Annotated in this window: 15 protein-coding genes; all 15 read left to right on the top strand. The window is 36.1% G+C overall.

Going from position 1 to position 21,412, the window contains the following annotated elements:
• Positions 1 to 40 precede the first annotated feature (40 nt).
• Complete coding sequence (locus DWZ63_RS00435) at positions 41 to 2,068, top strand: sialate O-acetylesterase (RefSeq protein WP_118498168.1); 2,028 nt, start codon at positions 41 to 43, stop codon at positions 2,066 to 2,068.
• Between the two features lie 268 nt (positions 2,069 to 2,336).
• Positions 2,337 to 4,415 (top strand): molecular chaperone HtpG, encoded by a 2,079-nt coding sequence (gene htpG, locus DWZ63_RS00440; protein ID WP_055943897.1) that lies wholly within the window; start codon positions 2,337 to 2,339, stop codon positions 4,413 to 4,415.
• 543 nt (positions 4,416 to 4,958) lie between these two features.
• Positions 4,959 to 7,064, top strand: coding sequence for an MMPL family transporter (locus tag DWZ63_RS00445; RefSeq protein ID WP_055943895.1), 2,106 nt, complete (start codon positions 4,959 to 4,961; stop codon positions 7,062 to 7,064).
• A gap of 102 nt (positions 7,065 to 7,166) precedes the next feature.
• The gene (locus DWZ63_RS00450; RefSeq protein ID WP_055943893.1) at positions 7,167 to 9,767 is read left to right on the top strand and encodes a hypothetical protein; all 2,601 of its coding nucleotides are present in this window, start codon (positions 7,167 to 7,169) and stop codon (positions 9,765 to 9,767) included.
• Between the two features lie 23 nt (positions 9,768 to 9,790).
• Positions 9,791 to 10,387, top strand: coding sequence for a TetR/AcrR family transcriptional regulator (locus tag DWZ63_RS00455; protein ID WP_022015567.1), 597 nt, complete (start codon positions 9,791 to 9,793; stop codon positions 10,385 to 10,387).
• 267 nt (positions 10,388 to 10,654) lie between these two features.
• On the top strand, positions 10,655 to 11,749 hold the full coding sequence (gene hydE / locus DWZ63_RS00460) for a [FeFe] hydrogenase H-cluster radical SAM maturase HydE (protein WP_172794165.1): 1,095 nt from the start codon (positions 10,655 to 10,657) through the stop codon (positions 11,747 to 11,749).
• Positions 11,712 to 12,380, top strand: coding sequence for a winged helix-turn-helix domain-containing protein (locus DWZ63_RS00465; RefSeq protein ID WP_055943891.1), 669 nt, complete (start codon positions 11,712 to 11,714; stop codon positions 12,378 to 12,380). The genes hydE and DWZ63_RS00465 overlap by 38 nt, the downstream gene beginning before the upstream one ends.
• A gap of 119 nt (positions 12,381 to 12,499) precedes the next feature.
• Entirely contained in the window at positions 12,500 to 13,600 is a 1,101-nt protein-coding gene (locus DWZ63_RS00470) for a response regulator (RefSeq protein WP_055943888.1), read from the top strand.
• Positions 13,597 to 14,385, top strand: a complete 789-nt coding sequence (locus DWZ63_RS00475; RefSeq protein ID WP_182431400.1) for a response regulator — start codon at positions 13,597 to 13,599, stop codon at positions 14,383 to 14,385. The genes DWZ63_RS00470 and DWZ63_RS00475 overlap by 4 nt, the downstream gene beginning before the upstream one ends.
• A gap of 173 nt (positions 14,386 to 14,558) precedes the next feature.
• Positions 14,559 to 15,392: a sporulation transcription factor Spo0A gene (spo0A, locus tag DWZ63_RS00480; protein WP_055943882.1), complete on the top strand. Its 834-nt coding sequence runs from the start codon at positions 14,559 to 14,561 to the stop codon at positions 15,390 to 15,392.
• 132 nt (positions 15,393 to 15,524) lie between these two features.
• Positions 15,525 to 16,901 (top strand): citrate/2-methylcitrate synthase, encoded by a 1,377-nt coding sequence (locus DWZ63_RS00485; RefSeq protein ID WP_055943879.1) that lies wholly within the window; start codon positions 15,525 to 15,527, stop codon positions 16,899 to 16,901.
• Between the two features lie 188 nt (positions 16,902 to 17,089).
• Entirely contained in the window at positions 17,090 to 17,848 is a 759-nt protein-coding gene (locus tag DWZ63_RS00490; RefSeq protein WP_055943877.1) for a hypothetical protein, read from the top strand.
• A gap of 43 nt (positions 17,849 to 17,891) precedes the next feature.
• On the top strand, positions 17,892 to 19,106 hold the full coding sequence (locus DWZ63_RS00495; RefSeq protein WP_055943874.1) for a recombinase family protein: 1,215 nt from the start codon (positions 17,892 to 17,894) through the stop codon (positions 19,104 to 19,106).
• 18 nt (positions 19,107 to 19,124) lie between these two features.
• The gene (locus DWZ63_RS00500) at positions 19,125 to 20,522 is read left to right on the top strand and encodes a recombinase family protein (protein WP_118498174.1); all 1,398 of its coding nucleotides are present in this window, start codon (positions 19,125 to 19,127) and stop codon (positions 20,520 to 20,522) included.
• Complete coding sequence (locus tag DWZ63_RS00505; RefSeq protein WP_118498176.1) at positions 20,519 to 21,298, top strand: recombinase family protein; 780 nt, start codon at positions 20,519 to 20,521, stop codon at positions 21,296 to 21,298. Before DWZ63_RS00500 ends, DWZ63_RS00505 begins: the two co-directional genes overlap by 4 nt.
• The last annotated feature ends 114 nt before the right edge of the window (positions 21,299 to 21,412 follow it).

A 21,412-nucleotide genomic window follows, 5' to 3' on the forward strand; every position in this document is an offset into this window, starting at 1 on the left:
TGATAATTAAGAAATAAAGGGATAGGGATTAAATATTATTATGAAATTAAAAAAACAGATTATTTTAATAGCAGCAATATGTATGTTATTCGGAGTGGCAGGATATATCTTGAATAACCAAAAGGCATCAGCAGATACCGATAATGATATAGTGGTACAGACGAAGAAACCTTCGGAAACTGAAAATCCGGAGAATACAGCGAGTCCGGAACCGACGGCAGAACCGGAGAACACAACACTTCCTCCATTAGTGAGTTATGCCAAGACAAAAAAGAAAATTACATTAAAATATGATGACAGGCATACCTTTAATAAAGAGATAAGAAGAATAGCTACAGAAAATGTTGTATCGACTAATGCTACAACAGGACAAAAAGACAGAAAAATTGTTAGTGTGGCAAACAGCAACCATAAAAAGATATTTGCGGTAGGTTGTGGAAAAGCTGTAGTTGAGCTTAAGGATGGAACAACTTATGGAGTATTAGTCAGGCCGGCAAAGATAAGTCTTTTGTTACTTATAGGTCAGAGTAATATGGAGGGAAGCCATAGTGATGATAAAACGAATGCAGAATATACAAATAATGCCATATTAAACAGTGCAGGAAAAGTTTATAATACATATGGTCCGTCATGTCGTTCTCATTATAAAAGAGTTGCAAATTGGAGTAAAACATCACCGGCACTTTCAGTCGCAAATGCATCGAAGTTTGTTCCAAAATCTCTTACCGATAACAGTTCGGATTATGAGTGGTGCAGGACAAATAATCTTACTTCTGCAAGCGGGGCAAAGGCAAAATCAGGTATTGACAGTGCATTGGCAAACCAGTGGACAAATAAATTAAAGGAAAAAGTATGGGTTGTAAATGCGGCACATGGCGGAAGTTCTATTACTACATGGCAGCCGAAAGCGGGAAAAGATAATAATTTCTGGCAGGCTGTAGCACTTTATAAAGCCTGTGAGCGTACCCTTAATAATGAGATAAAAGCCGGACATTATAAGCTCAGCCATAAAGGATATTTCTGGCTTCAGGGAGAACAGGATTTTAAGATGAAAGCCGGAAAATATCTCACATATTATATGAAAATGCACAGAGCATTAAAGAAACAGCTTAAGGGAAGCAGTGCGAAAGATTATAAGTATGTAAATAAGAAACTTGAGTTTGGCGGAATACTTATGGTAAGATCGCACAGAAAACCGACATCACTTGCTGACCTTGAGCTGACAGGTCCTAGAAAAGCACAGTATTATATGTGTAATTCAGGTAAAGCGGCATATAAGGACATTTTTCTCGCAAGCCAGTTGTCAGAAGTGTGGCTTACGGATAATACAGTAAAAAGTTATTTCAAAAATAAGTATAAAACCAATGCGAAATATACTTCATATAATAAGACAAGAAGTAAATCATTGAAACTGCCTACATCATTAAATCAAATACACAGTACAATACATTATACACAGCTTGCGTATAATGAACTTGGAAGAGATGCGGCAAACAATATATGTTATGTACTCGGATATGTAAAGAAACCGTCAACCAAAGTTAAAATAAAACTTGTAAGCCAGGACGGATATACAGATATAAGCAAGATAAACCGAACTGCAGTAAAAAATATGAATGTTGTTGCAAAGATATTTCCAACATGGAAAACAAAGAAACTTAAGGTGAATGCCAAGAGCGGTGCCATATCATATGATAAATGGCTTGTTAAATTTAAGGAAAATCAGGTGTTTAACGCAAAGCTTCAATTTACGGTAGGAAGCCGGAAAAAGAAACTTACAGTATATTCTAAAAATTCAATGGCAGCGATAACTGGACTTCAGGCAACAATGGATGGTGTAAAGATAAGCTGGATGGCAAATTCATATACATCTTACTGTAATGTTTATAGACGAGTTAAAGGCACTAAGACATGGACTTATATAGCAATGCTCAACACAAATACGGCACAGTCTTACAACGATATTTTTGCAAATTCAGGTACTACTTACGAGTATGCGGTTACTGCATATGATTCTAAGGGGAATTGTGGAGAAAAAGTTGTAGGAGAAGTTACAACGCTATTTTAAGACAATTAGGAAAATTTTATGTTTATATTGCATAGGATAATAATCAGGCGGGGAACAAGCCGTCTTTAATCAGAAAAACATAAATTAGCACTCTTTTCAAAAGAGTGCTAATTTTTTCTTGACATTTTTTTAATATCGTATTATTATACTCTTTGTGAAAGCTGTTAGCAGTCGATGACAATGATTGCTGACGAAATAAATCGTAGATAAAAGTCCTGTGGAAAAGGGCTGATTATAGTGAATATAAAAGTAAAGGAGAGATTTTATTATGCAGAGCAGAAAAGGCAGTTTATCAATTGAATCAGAAAATATGTTTCCTATTATAAAGAAATGGCTTTATTCAGACCATGATATATTTATCCGTGAGCTTGTATCAAACGGATGTGATGCGATTACAAAGCTTAAAAAGCTTGATATTATGGGAGAATACACACTTCCTGATGATTACAAGCCAAGTATTCAGGTTGTTGTTGATACTGAAGGAAAGAGTCTTTCATTCACTGATACCGGTCTTGGTATGACTGAGGATGAGGTTGACGAGTACATAAATCAGGTCGCATTTTCAGGTGCTACTGACTTCCTTGAAAAATATAAGGACAAGGCAAATGAGGAGCAGATAATAGGACACTTTGGACTTGGTTTTTATTCAGCATTTATGGTAGCCGACAGAGTTACTATCGACACATTGTCATGGAAAGAGGGAGCAACACCTGTACGCTGGGAGTCAGAGGGTGGAATCAACTTTGAAATGTCAGAGGGAGACAAAAAAGAGATAGGTACGACTATCACACTTTACCTCTCAGAGGACAGCTTAGAATTTGCAAATGAGTACCGTGTAAGAGAGGTTCTTACAAAATACTGTTCATTTATGCCTGTAGAGATATTCCTTTCAAAAGAGGGAGCCGAGCAGGAGTATGAGACTATAGATAAGGAAGAACTCCGTGAAGATGATGTTGTAGTTGAAAACATTGTCGAGGAAGCAAAGACAGAGGAAAGAGAAAATGAGAACGGAGAAAAAGAAGTTGTCGAGGTATCACCACGCAAAGAAAAAGTAAAGATAAATAAAAGACCTGTTTCTATCAGCACGACAACTCCGCTTTGGATGAAACATCCTAATGATTGCACAGATGATGAATACAAGGAATTTTATAGATCAGTCTTTAATGACTACAAGGAGCCTCTTTTCTGGATTCATTTGAATATGGATTATCCGTTCAACCTTAAAGGTATCTTATACTTCCCTAAGGTAAATACGGAGTATGACAATCTTGAGGGTGTTATTAAACTTTACAATAATCAGGTATTTATCGCTGATAATATCAAGGAAGTTATTCCAGAGTTCCTGATGCTTCTTAAGGGTGTTATCGACTGTCCTGACCTTCCGCTCAATGTTTCAAGAAGTGCATTGCAAAATGACGGTTTTGTAAAGAAGATTTCTGATTATATTACAAAGAAAGTTGCCGACAAGCTTTCAGGAATGTATAAAGTAGACAAAGAAAATTATGAGAAATACTGGGAAGATATAAGCCCATTCATCAAATACGGATGCTTAAAAGACAGTAAGTTCAGAGAAAAGATGTCAGATTATATCATCTTTAAGGACTTAAATGATAAATATATCACGCTTCCTGAATATGTCGATGCAGTCAAAGAAAAAGACGGAGATACAAAGGAAAATACTGCTGAAAATACGGAAAACACAGATGCATCAGAAAATAAAGACGGTGAAAACGAGGAAGAACCAACGACAGTTTACTATGTAACTGATATGCAGCAGCAGAGCCAGTATGTAAATATGTTCAAGGAGCAGAATATAAATGCAGTTATATTGAGTCATAATATTGACCAGGCATTTATTTCACAGCTTGAGCAGGGTGATTTAAAAGTAAGCTTCAAGCGTATAGATGCAGGTCTTAATGATACGATGAAGGACGATGCGGACGAGGAGACTATCAAGAAAGAGACCGAGGAACTTAGCGAAATCTTTAAGAAAGCACTCGGAAAGGAAAATCTTGAAGTAAAAGTAGAGAAACTTAAAAATGAGAATGTTTCATCAATGCTCACACTCTCAGAGGAGACACGCCGTATGCAGGATATGATGAAGATGTATAGTGCAGGCGGAGCAGGAATGGACATGGATATGTTTGGAGACTCTGCAACACTTGTACTCAACTCATCAAACAAACTTGTGCAGTATATTCTTAATAATAAGGATGCAGAAAATGTTGATATGTTCTGCAAACAGCTCTATGACCTTGCCGTACTTGCGAACCATCCGCTTAAGGCAGAGGAGATGACGGAGTTTGTAAACAGAAGTAATGAGATTATGCTTTTGCTTGCTAAATAAACCACATTATGAGGAGTTTGCCTCATAATAAATAATAACATCGGTACGCTTTCGTTATGCTGTCGTTCGTAACAGTACATAAAGGGTGAGAATACCACCCTTAAGTACTGACGACGACATAATACCGATTAATATTATTTATTATGGTGTCAAACTCCAATTTACTTTTATTGGCGATGATAAAAAGATTGATGATAAAAAGATTTAGATAAGTTGTTAATAAGTTTGTTTTGTTTGATAACTGTATTTTAGCAGCTTGATGGAAGATTATGATTGTCTGATATTTGTATTGTTGTTACAAAATATGATTGTTTTGTGAGTTATGGATATAATAATTCCATAAAATATGTGAATTTTGTGTGTTTTTGATAAAAATGACCAATAGTCAAATTTGATGTTGACTGTTGGTCATTTTTGTTGTAGTATATGGACTATAGAAATGACCGATGGTCACTAAATGATAAAATCGGTCAATTAAGGTTCGATTCGGTATGCTGCTTTGTTTACTGTTAGTCGGACAGGATAAAGAAAGGACGAGAAAAAATGTTAGGAAAATGGATTACAAGGCATAAGAACATCATCCTGCTTATTGCGTGTGTTTTGCTTGTTCCATCTGTGATTGGATATGTAAGCACACGAGTAAACTACGATGTATTATCTTATCTTCCGAATACTCTTGAAACAGTATCGGGTCAGGATACACTTGTTGATGAATTTGGAATGGGTGCTTTTTCTATGATAGTTGTTGAGGATATGTCGAATAAACAGGCGGCAGCACTTGAGAAAAAGATTGAGGGTATCGACCATGTTAAAGATGTACTTTGGTATGATGATATGCTTGATATAAGCGTACCGACGGAGATGCTTCCTAAAAATCTTGAAGAAGCGTTTTTCAACGGAAATGCAACTATGATGATAGCCTTGTTTGATGATACAACATCAGCGGACGATACGATGGATGCCATCACAAATATCCGTAAGACGGTTGGAAAAGATGTTTATGCAAGCGGAATGTCAGGCATCGTTACTGATATAAAGAACCTTGCTTTACAGGAGATGCCGATATATGTGGTTATCGCAGCAGTTTTATCACTTGTGGTTCTTCTTATCACGATGGATTCATTCCTTACACCGTTTATATTCCTTGCAAATATAGGAATGGCAATAGTGTTCAACCTTGGAAGTAATATTTTTCTAGGTGAAATATCATATATCACACAGGCACTTGCGGCGGTACTTCAGCTTGCGGTCACGATGGACTACTCGATATTCCTTCTTGAGAGTTATGAAGCGAATAAAAAGAGATTTCCAGATGACAGAAAGAGAGCAATGGCTCATGCAATATCAAACACATTTAAGTCAGTATCAAGCAGTTCTGTTACGACAATAGCCGGTTTCGTGGCTCTGTGCTTTATGACATTTAAACTCGGTGCAAATATCGGTATCGTAATGTCTAAAGGTGTTGTAATCGGTGTTATAACTTGTGTAACAGTTCTTCCGGCAATGATTCTTACATTTGATAATGCAATAGAAAAGACTACACACAAGGCTCTTATTCCGCCACTTACAAAGGTTTCTGACTTTATTGTAAAGCATTATAAAATTGCTATCGTTGTATTTCTTGTACTGCTCGGACCTGCGATATACGGAAACAGCAATTACAAGATTTACTACAACATTGACCAGGGACTTCCAAAGAATATTCCTAGTGCAGAAGCAAATGACAAACTTAAAGAACACTTTAATATGAGTAATGTTCATATGGTTCTCCTAAAAGACGGTCTTAGTGCAAAAGACAAGAACCAGATGATTAAGAAGATTGAAAAGGTTGACGGTGTTAAATGGGTTATCGGTCTTAACTCACTTGTAGGACCAAACTTCCCTGAAACGATGATACCTGAAGATGTAAAGAGTATGTTAAAAACTGATAAATATGAATTACAGTTTGTATGCTCAGATTACAGTTCGGCAACCGACAAAGTAAATGCACAGCTTGATGAGATGCAGAAAATTGTAAAAGGCTATCAGAAAGATGCGATGGTTATCGGTGAAGCTCCTCTTATGAAGGATCTTCAGGACACTACAGATATAGATTTAAAGACTGTTAATTATATATCTATAGCTGCTATATTTATAATCATACTTGTAACATTCAAATCAATCTCAATACCTATCATCCTTGTATCGGTTATTGAGTTTGCGATTGCCTGCAACATGGCGGTTCCATACTATACAAATACGTCACTGGCATTCGTTGCAAGTATCGTTATCGGTACTATCCAGCTTGGTGCGACAGTCGATTATGCGATACTTATGACAAACAGATACCATAAGGAACGAACGGTAAACGGATGCAGTAAGAAAGATGCGATAAGGATAGCACATGAAACTTCAATTAAATCAATACTTACAAGTGGTTTCTGTTTCTTCGCCGCAACATTTGGTGTAACGGCATATTCAGCTATTGATATGATAAGTGCTATATGTAATCTTCTTTCAAGAGGTGCGATTATAAGTATGATAGTTGTTATATGCATACTTCCTGCAATGCTCTGGATATTTGATCCTATCATTATAAGAAGTTCATGGGATATGATAAAAGCAGGAGTTGCAAAGAATGATGCGCAAAAGAAACTTGAGGCAAAATAGAACAGAGTAATGATGCATGGGGCAGACATATAGGTCCCCGGCATAAATATATAAAATCGTTTATTAATATGACACGCATTAGAATATATAGGAGGCAGTATCATGAGAAAAAATATTAAAAAAGTTGCCAAAATCGGTGTTACAGGACTTTTAGCAGCAGGACTGCTCGTTGGTAGTGTAGAGTATGCATCTCATATGTTTGTTCTTACAAACAAAGTAGTTGCAAAACAGGTAGATAAAGTAAAAGAAGATGTTAAGACTTCTTCAAAGTCAGGACTTGATTCAGAAGATGTTTCAAAGCAGGAGACTGTTTATGCAACACTCGATGCAAATGGAAAGAAAACAGATGTTATAGTTTCTGACTGGCTTAAAAATGCAGCAAATAAGGGTGAAGTAAAAGATTCTTCAGACCTTAAAGATATAACAAATACAAAGGGTGATGAAAAATTCACACAGGACGGAGATACAGTAAACTGGAATACCGAAAGTGATGATATTTATTATCAGGGAAAAACTGATAAAGAAATGCCTGTCGGAATGTCAATAACCTACAAACTTGACGGCAAGGAAATTGCAGCAAAGGATCTCGCTGGAAAAAGCGGAAAGCTTGAGATGAAGATTAAATATACTAATACTTCAAAAAAGACAGAAAAGATTGGTGAAAAAGATGTAGATATCTACACACCGTTCGTTATGGTTACAGGTATGATACTTCCTGTTGACAATTTCAAAAATTTGACGATAGATAACGGAAGTGTAGTATCAGAGGGTGAGAACAATATAGTAATGGCATATGGTATGCCGGGACTTTCAGAAAGCCTTGACCTTGACAATCTTGACCTCGGTGATGATGTTGATATAGACCTTAGCAAGATAAATGATAAAGTGACTGATACGGTTACTATAAAGGCGGATGTTACTGACTTTGAGATGAAATCAACATACACAGTTGCAACATCTGAGTTCTTCTCAGACATGGATCTTGATGATATAGGAAATATGGATGACCTTTCTGACAAACTTGATGACCTTACAGATGCAACACAGAAACTTATCGACGGTTCAGATAAGCTCAGCACAAATCTTGATACATTGAATGATAAGTTCGGTGATTACTCAGATGGTATGGATACACTCAAGAGTGGCGTAAGTTCAGCAAAGAGCGGAAGCAACACACTTAAAAACGGTATCGTGACCTACACAAAAGGAACTGACAAACTTCTTGACGGAGTTATCACATATGTTGCAGGAACAAAGACATTTTCAAAGAGTGTAAAAACTTATTCTTCTAATACGAAAAAGATAGTAGATGCAGTGGGAACACTCCAAAAGACAGGAACTTCAAAGCTTTCAGAGGGTTCTAAGACATTTGATACGAACCTTAACACATATGTTACTACGGTAAACACATCTCTTAACAGCGTTGACACACTTGCGCAGGGAATAGATACACTTCACAGTGGAGTTGTCTCACTTCAGAACGGTGTGACAGGCGAAGAAGGACTTAAGGCAGGAGTTAAAAAGATTAAAGCCGGAGTTTCAGCATTACAGACAGGTGTAACAGGAGACAACGGACTTAAAGCCGGAGTCAAAAGGGCTAAAGACAGCATTTCAGGCGACTCAGATAGCACATTAAAGAAAGCTGTAACAGGCGTAAAGGGCGGTGTATCTTCTGTAAAATCAGGAGTTAAAGCAATAAATGATGGTGCTAAAAACATCGCGGTAAGTGATGATACCGTAAATACTATGCTCGCAGAGTTAGAGACACTTAAGGCAACAGCATCAGACGCAGACAAGGCAAAGATTGAAGCAATAGAGAAGTATGTAAAAGCTTCACAGACAGTAGGAAAAACAATAGAAGATTCAACATCCGACTCATCAGCTCTTGTAAAAGGACTTGACACGATGGATTCGACACTTGATAAGACATCAGCAGGACTTGACAGTCTCTCAGCAGGAATGGATAGTCTAAGCACAGGACTTGACACTGTCTCAGCAGGACTTACATCAGTAGATACAGGACTTAACGGAGTAGACGGTGGACTTGATAAGGTAAATGCAGGACTTACGCAGATGGAATCAAGCACAAATACCAAATCAGAGGATTCAGAGCTTAACGGAATAAGTGATAAACTCACACAGCTTAAAGATGCGGGAAGTGCACTTTCAACAGCATACAGCAAGCAGCTTAATCCTAGTGTTGAGAAACTTGATGAGAGTGTAAAGAAGATGTATAAAGCAGGAACAAAGCTTACATCAAACAATAAAAAGCTTGACAAGGCAGCAGATAAGCTTATCAAGAATGAAAAGACAATCACAAAGAACTCAAAGAAAGTTACATCAAGCAGCAATAAATTAAGAACCGGTGCTAAATCACTTGCTTCAGGTGCAGTTAAACTCTTTGACGGAGTTTCAACACTTGTATCAAAAACAGGTGATGTATCAGATGCCATTGGCAAGCTTGCAGATGGAGCAGGTGATCTTAAGGATGGCGTCGTAGAGTTTAATGAGGATGGAATCGAAAAACTTACAGGAACAGTAAATGAGGTTATTGATTCAGGTGATGATTTCAGAGACAGACTTGACAAGATAGTAAAGGCATCAAATAACTATAAGAGTTTCTCAAAGATTTCAGACGGAATGGAAGGAAGCGTTAAGTTCGTAATGTCAACAGCATCAATAGAGAAAGATGATGATAAATAGACCGGCAGAAGCAGGTGATGCAGATGAGTAAAATAGAAGAAAAAAAGAAAAATAAGCAGGATGCGTTACTTGCATCGGCATTCAAATTATTTACGGAAAAAGGAATCAACAATACATCGATTTCAGAGATAGTAAAAAATGCAAAAATGGCAAAGGGAACATTTTACCTTTACTTTAAGGATAAGTATGACATAAGAGACAGACTTATCACGCATAAGGCAGACAAACTTTTTGAGAATGCGAATGTCGAGCTTGAAAAAAGTGATTGTAAAAACCTTGAAGACTGTATTTTGTTTATAGCTGATAATATTGTTGAACAGCTTAGCAACAATCAGGCTTTGATGAGGTTTATCTCAAAAAACTTAAGCTGGGCGATGTTTTCAAATATCCGCATAGGACAGCATGAAAACCAGAGCTGCATGGATATATTTCATGAACTTATAGAAAAGTCGGGAAGGCAGTTCAGAAATGAAGATATGATGATGTTTATGATAGTTGAGCTTGTAAATTCAACCTGTTACAATGCGATATTATATTCATCGCCGGTATCACTTGAACAGTTAAAACCTGATTTGAATGAATGTATAAAAGGGATTGTAAAACAGTTTGAATGTATATAAGCATGATAATGCTTATGTCAGTCGCTGCTATGCAGCTTGAGTTTACTTCATTTCATAAATGAAACGCTAATCTGCCCCAAAAAACAAGTCAATAATACATTGAGCAAGCTCATGTATTATTGACTTATCTTTTTATGGCTGAACTGTTACAATTGTTATAAAATTTGATAAAAGTTCTTTACTTTTAACAAATCAGGTGATAATCTGATATTATAAATAAAATTAGAATAAAAATGTTATGGAGTATGATATTAAATGGGAAATTGCATGACAGATTTAGTGAATAAATTATCTGCAAATAACAGCTTGTCTAAAGATGAGTTTAGTGAACTGCTCAAGTTTAGAAACAATGAAACAACAGAGTACCTTTTTGAGAAAGCATTACTTGTGAAAGAAAAATTTTATGGAAAGAGTATTTATCTGAGAGGCATTGTTGAACTTACAAATTATTGTAAAAATAACTGTTATTATTGTGGTCTTAGAAGGGATAATATATTTATACCAAGATACAGACTGGACGAGAAAGATTTGTTGGGATTCTGTGAGGCAGGATACGACAGGGGCGTCCGGTCTTTTATGCTTGTTGGGGGCGATGATTATAATTTCACTGAAGCAAAAGTGGCAGATTTTATAACCATGCTTAAAGATAAATTTAGTGATTGCCAGATAGGGTTGTCATTAGGTCAAAGGAGTGAAAAAACATACAGGAAATGGTTTGAAGCGGGTGCGGTGAGATATGAACTAAGTCATGAGACGGCGGCTGAAAATCATTTTAAAAAACTGCATCCACCTGAAATGTCACTGCTTACAAGAAAACAGTCACTATGGGAATTAAAGAGCATAGGGTATCAGGTCGGCACAGGATTTATGGTGGGGTCTCCATATCAGATGGTAGCGGATGTTGTTGAAGATCTTTTGTTTTTAAAACAGCTTGACCCACAGATAGTTCATATAGTTCCGTTTATGCCGACAATCCATACAAGATTTGAACATGAAAGAAGCGGCAACGGTGATATGACATTATATCTTATGGCTATAGCGAGACTTATGCTTCCAAGAGCAATGATAACGGCAGATACAATACTTGATGATGTAATGCAGGATGGCAGAAAAAAGTCTTTAGAAGCAGGTGCGGGAGAGATAAATGTAGAACTTTGCACTGATGATATAAAAGAATATTACAATGTTTACAATAAAAAAATTCATCTCAAAAACTTCACCGGAGATGATGTTGAGAGGATAAAGAAAAAAGTAGTGGACAGCGGTTTTGAAATCGGACAGGACAAAGGCGATTATATACCGGTGCCGGAGGAGGAATTATTGTATGGGAGGATACATCGTCTTATGCGACCACAATTCTAAATGGGCTGAAAAGTTTACAGATGAAGCAATAAATAGGAATATACAGACGGTGGTTGTTGAAAGTATAGCAGAAATTGAAGATAAACTAACGGAAGACGGAAGTAGCATAATGCTTGTATGCTCATTAATAGAACTGAGGGAATATTTAAAAAATAATACAGTCGATGAGAAAATATTTTTTGAAAAGGTCAGTGTGTTTGTAATATCGGACAGCAACGATGATAATGAAGAGATTTATTATATCCGGCAGGGATGTGTGGATTTTCAATGGAGAAAGAGAAATATTTTTATTATAGTTGAGAGAATAAGAGCATTATTAAATAAAATAGAAAAAGCAGGGGAAATGATAATAGATACAAAAGAACTTATGATTATATACGATAAGGAGAAGATAAATTTAAAGAAGCGTGAAGCAGATATTATATCAATATTATATAACAGGGATGAGATAGTATCTACAGAGGAAATCTGTTTAGAAATGTGGGGAGTATATGACGAAAAGACAAAATCTAATTTGTATAATGCCATTTATGAGTTGAGGCGAAAGCTTGCTGGCAAGGGAGGATGCATACAGAATATTTATGGAAAGGGCTTTATTTTGTCGAAAGATGGCATACGGATAATTATATAGCATAAAAAAATTGTTGACCATTATGATGCTTTTTTATTAAAATAGTGTTATATGTATTCTCGGAATTCTTCGTTTTGAGAAGATACAGAGAGTACATTTATATGAAAAGGGGGAATAATGTGAAATATGTATTGCAGGATGAAATTGAGGGGTATGGACATTTTAATAATGAAAAGATACTTATAGTTGATGACAATGATACAAATCTGTTTGTTGTCAAAACTATATTAGAGGACAGAGGACTTATAGTTGACACTGCATTAAGCGGAAGTGAAGGAATTGCGAGATTTAAACATTCAGGGGAAAATGAGTATAGAATTGTATTTTTAGATATAAATATGTACGACATGAATGGTTATGAGGTATCAAAAAAAATAAGGGTTCTTAGCAGAAATGATGCAGAAAAAGTTCCAATATATGCATTGTCAGCCAATATCTTTGCAAAGGATAGAAACAAAGCTAAAGACTCAGGAATGAATGGTTATGTTACAAAACCCATAAATTATAAAGAATTGTTTTCTCTTATAAGTGAGACGATAAAAGAGCAGGATGAGATTTTTGATGAAGATACGATTGGAAAAAATGTTATAAATGAAAAAACTGATTATGACGAAAAAAATAAAAATTATATTTTAGATAATCTTGGACAACATTTTGTTTTTAATGCTTTAAATACAATAAAAGGTGCGGTTATTACGGGTTCAGAAAACACCTGTTCAATGATAAATGATCTGTCAGATTATATGCAATACCGTTTGAATACGCTTCGTGATGACAACCGTACTGTAAGTCTTATGGAAGAGATAAGACATCTAAAAGCATATACAAGGCTTGAAATGGCAAGATTTTCATACATTGATATAGATATAAAGGAAGTGCCGGAAAAGATTAAAGATTATCAAATACCGGCAATGTCACTTATGTTTATTGTGGAGAATTCAATAAAACACGGAGTTCGTCCACTAAAAAATGATATGGGAAAAAAAGCTGAAGTAAAAGTAACGGCAGAGGCTGTGGATTATGGTGCAGAGATTTACATTGAAGATAATGGTATAGGTTTTGAAAAACAAAATACAAAATTTTTAGAAGAATTTGGAGGGTTATCATATACTAAATACAGACTAATGAAACTGTGTCATTCTGAATTTGTGATTGAGAGTAAAAAAGGCATGGGAACAAGAGTCAGGATATTGCTTGAAGATATGGAGGAATGCATATGAAGACTATTGTAGTAGATGACGAGAAGATTGCATTAATGACCTTTATGGAGGAGGCAAAGAACATACCTGAACTTGAAGTCGAGGGACTGTTTGAAAATGCAGAGGAGGCAGTAGAGTATGTTAAAGAAAATAAAATAGACATAGCCATACTTGACATAGAGATGCATGGGATAGACGGGATAAATCTCGGAAACATATTTAGAAGACTAAATCCCAAAATAATGTTAATATACATAACAGGTTATGAAAAGTATGCATATGAAGCAATAAAACTTCATGCGGCGGCATATCTTGTTAAACCCTTTTCGAGTGCACAGCTTGAGTATGCTGTTGAAACAGCGAGACTTCTTTCAAAAAGAGGAAAGAAAAAAATTTTTGTGAGAACATTTGGACATTTTGATGTTTTTGTGGATGACGAGCCTATCATGTTTAAAAGCCATAAAGCAAAAGAACTTTTGGCACTGCTTGTCGACAGGCGTGGTGGGACAGTTACAACAGATCAGATAATAGGGACTTTATGGGAGGAAAGACTGAATGACCAATACACACAGAATTTATGCAGTAAGATAGGAAAAACACTTGAAAAAGAATTAAAAGAAAATAATATAGAGCATATACTTGTATCAGCAAGAGGAATAAAGAGGGTAAATACTTCAGAATTCCGATGCGATTTTTATGATCTTGTAGATGGTGATGAAAAGGCAGCAGAAAAGTTTTTCGGAGAATATATGTTAGAGTATAGCTGGGCTGAAGAAAGAATGGCACTTTTGTCAAAATATATTTAAAAATTCCATTTCAATTCCTTTTTAAATACATAAGTGTTCCACTTTAGTGAGTATAATAATATAGTAGGACTGAATAAAAAGTTTATTTTTGTAAAACAGTCATATATTTTGTTTGATAGAGGTGGGGAGAACAAAAGTGGGTAGAGGAAAAGTATATCGAAAAGGAGTGGAAAATGAGAAATACGCAGTTAAAAGTAGTAATAGCAGACAGCAATCTACAGGAAAGAGAGAGCAAACAGCTCTCTATGGAAGCAAGGGGGATGAAAGTTATTCTGTCGACAGGAGATGGAAATAAAGTGCTTAAAGTAATTAATGATGGAAAAGCGGATATCGTGGTTATGGATATGGTTCTGTCAGGGGTAGACGGAATAGGAATTTTAGAGGAAAGCCGTAATATCTGCGAAAAGAAACCGATAATCATTATCCAGACAGCTTTGAGAATGGAAAACCTGGTAGAGCAGGCAATAAAATTTGGAGCTGATTATTATATGATGAAACCGGTATCAAACCAGATGCTTATAAATAGGGTAATGCAGCTCGTAAGTAAGCGATATACAAGAGAGAGTGAAGGCAGTTTAGGAAATATATTTAGAAAAAATGCAAGAGAATATGAGCCGGCAAGGGCAATAAACAATGTTTGTTCAGGAAATCTTGAGATTGATGTGACAAATCTGCTTCTGGAAATCGGAATACCGGCACATATAAAGGGCTACCAGTATATAAGAGAGGGCATAATGCTTTCTTTTTATGACAAAAATATGCTTCATTACATAACAAAATGTCTTTATCCGACTATTGCAAAGAAGTATAAGACGACATCCAGCAGCGTGGAAAGGACGATAAGGCACGCAATAGAAGTTGCCTTTAGGAGGGGAAACAGACAGGTGCTTGAAGAGATTTTCAGTAATACGATATGTTCCAAGAAAACAAAACCGACAAACTCAGAGTTTATAGCCTTACTTACGGACAAACTTCGTCTGGAATATCGAACACGAAATGCCTCATAATGGTAAATATGTATAAAATTTGAGTTAGATGTATAAATATACATCATATATGAATATTTACAAGACGAAAAACTTGACGATTACTATCATTTTGAGGTAAAATGATGAGAAAAAGTGAATGGAGGTGCCATAATGGATAATGAATCTATGATGGCTTTAAGTAAACAGCTTGAAGTTGAGTTTGACAGTCTTGTTGAAAACTGTTTGGTTTCAGGTGCGATAGATCTGAATTTATATCAGGAGTATGATGTTAAAAGAGGACTTAGAGACAGCTCTGGTAAAGGTGTATTGACAGGTCTTACTGAAATTTCGGATGTTACAGGTTATGATATTGTAAATGGTGTAAAAGAGCCTGCTGACGGAAAACTCTTTTATCAGGGGTACGATGTCAAGAAACTCGTCGGTGAGGGGATAAAAAAGAAGTTTGCATTTGAGGAGACAACATATCTTCTTCTTTTTGGAAAACTTCCTACAGCAGAACAGTTAGAGGTCTTTATAGAGGTGGTTGCAAGCCTTCAGGAGTTGTCAGGACAGTTTGTAAGAGATGTTATAATGAAAGCACCTAGTGCAAATCTTATGAACGGACTCCAGAAAAGTGTACTTACATTATATTCATATGACAGTAACCCTGATGATATTTCGATTCCGAATGTACTCAGACAGTCGCTTCAGCTTATTGCAAAACTTCCATTGATAGCAGTATATAATTATCATGCATACAGACACTTTAACTTTTTAGATAGTCTTGTAATAAAACCGCCTGTAAAGGGGCTTTCAACAGCAGAGAATATACTTCAGATGTTAAGGCCTGACGGAAAATATACAGAGCTTGAGGCTAGAGTTCTTGATGCAGCACTCGTTCTTCATGCGGAGCATGGTGGTGGAAATAACTCTACATTTACAAACCATGTTGTTACATCATCAGGAACAGATACATATTCGGCAGTTGCGGCATCTATAGCTTCACTAAAAGGACCTCGTCACGGTGGTGCGAACTTAAAAGTTCAGCAGATGTTTGCAGACCTCAAGAAAAATGTAAGTGATATTAAAGATGATTCACAGATTGAGGGATATTTAAAGAAAGTTCTTAAGGGAGAAGCATTTGACGGTTCAGGACTTATCTATGGTATGGGACATGCCGTATATACGATTTCAGATCCAAGAGAGCTGATACTTAAAGGATTCGCAGAGAAACTTGCAAATGAAAAGGGAATGCAGGATGAGTTTTTACTTCACGATACAGTTGAGAGGATAGCGGCTGAACTTATCATGGCGAGAAGACATGTTATAAAACCGGTATGTGCCAATGTTGATTTTTATAGTGGACTTATCTATACAATGCTTGGAATACCTGAGGAGTTGTTTACTCCGTTGTTTGCACTTTCAAGAATCTCAGGCTGGAGTGCTCACAGGCTTGAGGAGCTTGTAAATAAAGAAAAGATTATAAGACCTGCATACAAATATGTCGGTCACCATAAAGAATATGTTGAATTAGAGGAAAGAAAATAAAAGATTGATAGAATAGTCTTTCAAAAACACAGAAAAAACACACATTCATCACTTTTTGTTAAAAATGTTCATATAAAATCATCTTATAAAATGATGTAAAAGTCAAAAGCAGGTGGCATTGCATATATGCAATAGATGTTTGCATAGCGATTCTTTGCATCATAAAACAAGAAAGGTGGAAAAAATATATGAGAAAAAGATTTTTAACAATAGTGATGAGCTTTGTGCTTACTGTGTCAATGATAACAGGATGTGGAAATTCAAAAGATTCAGAGAGCAGCCAGTCTTCTGCTTCAGTAGAGGAATCATCAAATGAGGATGCCTCATCAAATACAGGTTCAGATAGTTCATCAAATTCAGACAATAGTACAAACAATAATACAAATGCAAATTCAGATGAAAGTGAATATACGGTGTATGGAAAGGTTACTAAAGTAAGCAACGGCAAAGTAACTTATGAGGTCTTAGAAAAAGACAGTAGTCAGCCGCAGATGCCACAGGGAAGTGGTGCACCTGATGCAAAGAACGGTGAGAAACCGCAGAAACCACAGGGAAGCGGAGCACCTGATGCAAAGAATGGTGAAAAACCACAGAAACCACAGGGGAGCGGAGCACCTGACGCAAAGAACGGTGAAAAACCACAGGGGAGTGGTGCTCCTGATATGAAAAAAGGTGGTGGAATACCGGGGTTTAAGAGCACAGGTAAAAAATCAACAGTAACAATAAGCAGTAGTGTGACTGTTCAGAAGTCAGGCATGGATCAGACGAAAACAGATGCAACAGTATCGGATATTAAAAAGGGAAGTATAATCGGATTCGCATTTGATGGGGATAATGTTACTAAGGTACTTATCAGAGAGGATAATAGAAAGATGGGAAAGCCTGATGATAACAATAATTTGGGAAACGCTCAGAATTCATCTGATAACAGTAATAGTAATAATTAAAAAACATAATATATAATAAGGAAACATATTGCGGAGGAAAACAGTGATAGCCTTATATGCCCGTATATCAAAAAAGGATAAGAGAGTGCAAAAGGTAAGCAATACTATTGAAAATCAGTTGTTTCTTTTAAGAAGTTATGTTTCTGATAATGCCATTTGTGGCGAACAGGAAGATATACATGAGTTTACGGATGACGGTTACAGTGGAACAGACAGGAAAAGACCTTCATTTATGAAGATGCTTGCATGGGTGGAACTTGAGAAAATAGATACTGTAATAGTAAAAGATTTTTCAAGGCTTAGCAGGGATCATCTTCTTATATCTGAACTGAGGGAAAAATATTTTCCTTTAAAGCAGATAAGGTTTATTGCAGTGCTTGACGGCTATGACAGTCTGAGTGATGAAAACACCGGTATAATATATCCGTTTAAGACGCTGTTTAATGAATTTTATTGCAGTGATATTTCAAGGAAGGTCAGGTGTTCACTTGAAGCAAAGAAAAGTTCGGGAGAGTATGCCGTAGCGAAACTGCCGTTTGGGTATGAGATAAAAGATTCAAAAGTAGTGTGTCGTAAAGACAAGGCTGAACTTATCAGAAATATCTATAAAAGGCGTAAGGAGGGAAGTACATACGAAGAAATCTCGAAATTATATGATATGACAGTATCACAGGTGTGGAGGATATTGCATGAGCCAGCATATCTTGGATTTCATGTGTGGCACAGATATGAAATCGAGTCTCTTCCATTAAAAAGGCGGGTAAAACAAATGCCTGAGCAGTGGAAAATGGTGTCAGATGATAAAAACGACATAGCAGTCATTGATGAGTCGATGCTGTCCGATGATATAGTGAGATATTATGGAAAAAGTCACAGAAAAAACAATGCAAGACATATTTTTCACGGTATTACAAAATGTGGGATATGTGGAAATGCTCTTTGTTCAGACAGGGCAAAGAAAGGCTGGCTATGCTGCAGAAAATGTAATGGAAAAGAAAAAAAGCTGATAATGACCGGGAGGTTGTATCAGCTTTTTTTTGACAGGCTTAAGGTGGTATTTTATGGTGAGATATGTTGTGGTGACAGAGAAAAAAAGACCGCAGGGCAGATAGGAAACAGAGAGATTGAGCTTTTTGAAAAACTTTGCCAAAATATAAAAACAGATGTAGACAGAGAGATGTTGCTGAATATATTTGTAAAGAGGATATATGTCAGTGAGCCTGAAAAAGTTATCATATACTGGCGTATAAAAAAGTAAGATATTTTGGAGGCAGATGTGAAAGTAATAGTCAAATATTATGGAAGTCTTGATGGTGTGCGGGCGATAGCAGATGATGTAAAGGTGTCTGAACTGCTCGCACAATATGCAGTTGTGGATATAGATGCCGCATATCTTGATGAGTTAAGAAATGTGCCTGAGGTGATATATATTGAAGAACCGAGGAGAGTTTATCCAACGGGAGAAATAACAAAGATATCTGCCACGGAAAAAAATAGTGCGTCAGATACGCAAAACGAACCTGGTATAATGCAGGGGAATATACAGGAAAACAGGCTTAGCGGCAAAGGTGTACTTGTGGGGATTGTGGATTCGGGGGATTGTGTTAAAAAATATATTAGTAATAATAAAACAGGTGAATACAGTAAAAATTCTTTGTGTAATAAAAATGCCGAGTATGATAAAAATGTATTGAATAATAAAACTGCCATATATAATGAAAATGTTGTGCCTGATGAATACATTGTATATAAAGCTGCAGGGTATATAAGACTTAGCAAGGCTGACAGAAAAGAAAACAGATATTACAGTGACAGCATATACAATCAGAAGAAAATAATTGAAGAGTATGTTAAAAAGAGAAAAGACATAATTTTAAAGGATTTCTATATAGATGACGGTTATAGTGGACTTGATGCCAAAAGACCACAGTATAAAAGATTGTTGTGCGATATTGAAAACGGAATTATAAACTGTATAATTGTAAAAGATTTATCGAGAATTGGCAGAGATTATATAGAAGTTGGAAGAATGATAAAGTTTTATTTCAATAAAAAAAATGTATGTTTTATATCGGTTGCTGACGGCTATGACTCACAGCATTGTGACAACGAACTATATTCGCCGTTTTATATGTATATGAAAAGCATAGTAAATGATGAGTATTCAAGGGATATATCGTTAAAAGTAAGAACCGGTCTTGAGGTGTGCATGAGGAATGGGGAATATGTTGGGGCATTTGCACCTTACGGTTATCTGAAAAGTTCTGAGGACAAAAAGAAACTTGTACCTGATGATAAAGTAACAGACATAATAAAAATGATATTTATGCTAAGGGCAGATAAAAAGTCATTGCAGGCGATAGCGGACAGATTAAATGAAATGAATATAATGACACCGTTTGAGTATAGAAAAAGCAAGGAATGTGCTTATAAAACACCATTTGCTCTCCAAAAAACTGAAAGTGTTAAAAAGAAATGGTATCCGCAGATGATAAAAAGAATACTTACAAATGAGATATATGCAGGTGTGCTTGTGCAGTCAAAAAGTAAAAAGCTGAATTATAAGATAAAAAAAATGATTAAGACGGAGGAGAGAGATAGGATAAGGTGTGAAAAGAGGGAACTTGCGATAGTGGATAGGGAGTTGTTTGAAAAGGTGAATTGTTTGCAATGAAGATTTATAGAGCAGGTATTTATGCAAGGCTTTCTGTCAGGGGGAGTGAGAGAAAGGCTGAGTCGATTGAGAATCAGTTCCTTATATGCAGAGGGTTTGCAAAGGTCACGGATGATATTGAGATTATTGGGTGTTATAGTGATTTTGGCAAGAGCGGCATGAATTATGACAGACCGGGTTTTAAGCGGATGTATGAGGATATTCTTGCAAAGAAAATTGACTGTGTGATAGTTAAGGATCTGTCAAGATTTGGCAGGAATCATATTGATACGGGTGAGTTTTTGCAAAAAATATTTCCACTGCTCGGTGTGCGTTTTATAGCCGTGTCGGATGGTTATGATTCGATTTCGGATATGTTTGGAAAGAAGGAGTTTGCTGTAAATCTTAAAAATCTCGTTAATGAACTATACGCATACGATATAGGGGTGAAAGTAAAATATGCAAAAGAACTTAAGAAAAGAGAGGGTAATTATCTTGGCAGCAGAGCACCATATGGTTATAAGATAGTATATGAAAATGATATAAGGGTTTTAAGGAGAGAGGAAATGACATACCGAATAGTCAGGCAGATACTAAAAATGTATGATGATGGAAGAAGCATAAAAGAGATAGCAGATATGCTTTATATGGAAAGGATAAATCCTCCTGGTGAATATCTGAAAAGTAGAGAAGTTATGAAAAGCGGTGAAATAATGACAGAAGGTGGAAAGGATGCTGAACTAAAGAGATGGAATGAGAGTACAATAAGGAATATTATTAAAAAGCACAAGATATAAATTTGCAGACAATGCAGTCTTTATTGAAAAAATATAATATATGATTTATCAGTTGCACCAAAGAGCAAAACAGTGGCGGCAGGAAAGTTGTGAATTTAAAATATAACACGAGGT

Origin of the sequence: Clostridium sp. AF34-13 (assembly GCF_003477845.1) — a bacterium.
GTDB lineage: Bacteria > Bacillota > Clostridia > Lachnospirales > Lachnospiraceae > Butyribacter > Butyribacter intestini.